The organism is Mesorhizobium sp. M7A.F.Ca.CA.003.01.2.1 (genome assembly GCF_003998945.1).
In the GTDB taxonomy this organism is placed as follows: Bacteria; Pseudomonadota; Alphaproteobacteria; order Rhizobiales; family Rhizobiaceae; genus Mesorhizobium; species Mesorhizobium ciceri.
In genome coordinates, this window is the sequence record NZ_RZRA01001043.1 from 1 (window position 1) to 1,860 (window position 1,860).

General features: G+C 65.0%; 2 protein-coding genes. Both read right to left on the minus strand.

What is annotated here, in order from left to right; all coding sequences use genetic code 11:
• Nucleotides 1-943: SbmA/BacA-like family transporter (locus EN969_RS29380; protein ID WP_164758601.1), on the minus strand; the 943-nt coding region annotated here is incomplete at its 3' end.
• A 51-nt stretch (nt 944-994) separates the two neighbouring features.
• The coding region (gene nagA / locus EN969_RS29385; RefSeq protein WP_127419644.1) for an N-acetylglucosamine-6-phosphate deacetylase at nt 995-1,860 on the minus strand (866 nt) is incomplete at its 5' end.

Consider the following 1,860-nt stretch of genomic DNA (forward strand, 5'->3'; position numbering starts at 1 on the left):
GCAATGCGATGCTCTCGCCGTTTTCGCGTACCCGCGTCAGCGTGTAGCGGAATTCGGCTTCCGCCTGGTTCTTCTGCTCGGAGAGGCGGACGAAATGCCGGCCGATGACCACCATCGACGTGGAGGTGATGGCGGCATAGATGACTGCGGTGATGACGAGGAAGCCGGGAATGGTCAGGTTTTCGCCACCGATCGGCAAAGTGAGCGCGCCGCCGATCGTCCACAGCACCACGATGAAGGTCGAGGCCGACAGGAACGCATTGAGGACGCCGGAGATGAAATCGACCGGTGACTCGGTGGCGATCCGCAGATCCTCCGTGAGGCGGGCTTCGGGGTTCGAGTGGTCGCCGGCGACGAGATTCAACTGGTAGTAGCGGCCATTGGCAAGCCAGCGTGCGATGACGGCGGTGGTCAGCCAGGAACGCCAGCGGCGCTGGATCGTCATGCGCAGATAGACCTGCGCGACCACAAGGCCCGCGCTTCCAGCGACGAGCGGCAGGAATATGGCGCTAAGCACATAAACGGTGTGGACGTTGCGTTGCTCGATGGCGTCGAAGAAGGAGCGGTTCCAGACGTTGATCCCGTATTGAAAGCCGACATTGACGCAGATCAGGATCAACAGCCCGATCGTGAGCGGCCAGGCAAGCCCATCGCCCCGCCTGGCCCAGTAGCCGCGCCCGCTGATCCAGAAACGCCGCAGCAGGTATTTCCGGCGCGCCTGCTCGGCTTCTTCGGGCGTCAGTTGCGGATCCGGCTCGACAGCCTCCGGTGGCGGTCCCGGCTGGCCGTCGACCTCGGGGGCAGCTTCGGCAGTCGGCGGTTTTTTTTCGCGCAGATCCTCTTGGCGCGGCCTGTGGTCACGCGGCGCTTGCTGTCGCGGCTTCAAGGCACCGCGCGGTTTGATGCCGTCGGCCTGTTTCAATTTGGGTTTCGCCTCGGACATACGCTCCGACAACGACCTCAAAATCAAAAGGTTTCACGACGACAGCCGATATCAATGCGCAGTGCCGTAGCCGGCTCCAAAAACCTTTTCGCCGCCGATCCAGACGCCCTTCGGGTCGAGATCGTCCGACAGCGCGACAATATCCGCAGCCGTGCCGTTGGCGAATCGGCCAAGCCGGTGCGACTGGCCGATTGCTTGCGCCGGATAGAGCGAAGCCATGCGCAAGGCCTCGGAAAGCTCGACCCCGATGACGCGGTGGGTGAAACGAATGGCCGAGATCATGTCGAGATCGGCGCCCGCCAGCGTTCCGTCGCCGAGCCGCAGGCTGCCATGCCTGCGATAGACGGTACGGCCGTTGAGCGTGAACGACGTCATGTCGGTGCCGATTGTCGCCATGGCGTCGGTGACCAGAACGATCCTGGCCGGCCCCTGCTTGGCGCGCAGTGCGATCTTGATGGTGGCCGGATCGACATGGATGCCGTCGGCGATGAGACCGGCCGACAAGGCGCCGATGTCGATGGCGGCGCCCGCCAGGCCAGGCTCGCGATTGCCGATCTGGCTCATCGCATTGAACAGGTGGGTAACCATCGAGGCGCCCGCCGCGGCAAAGGCGCTGGCGGTGGCGTAGCCGGTGTCGGAATGGCCAAGGCTGACGATGACGCCGGCCTTAGTCAGCGCCGCGACGCGAGCCGGCTCGACGGATTCGGGCGCGATGGTGGTCAGCAGCACCGGCAGCTTTTGCCGCGCCGCGATCAGCATCGCCTGGTCGGCATCCGTCATCGGCCGGATCAGCGCCGGATCATGCGCGCCCTTGCGGGCGACCGACAAATGCGGGCCTTCGAGATGCAGCCCGAGAAAGCCAGGCACCTTCTGGCGCGCCGCCGCCTCGCCGGCGGCGACAGCGGCGGCCGTGATTG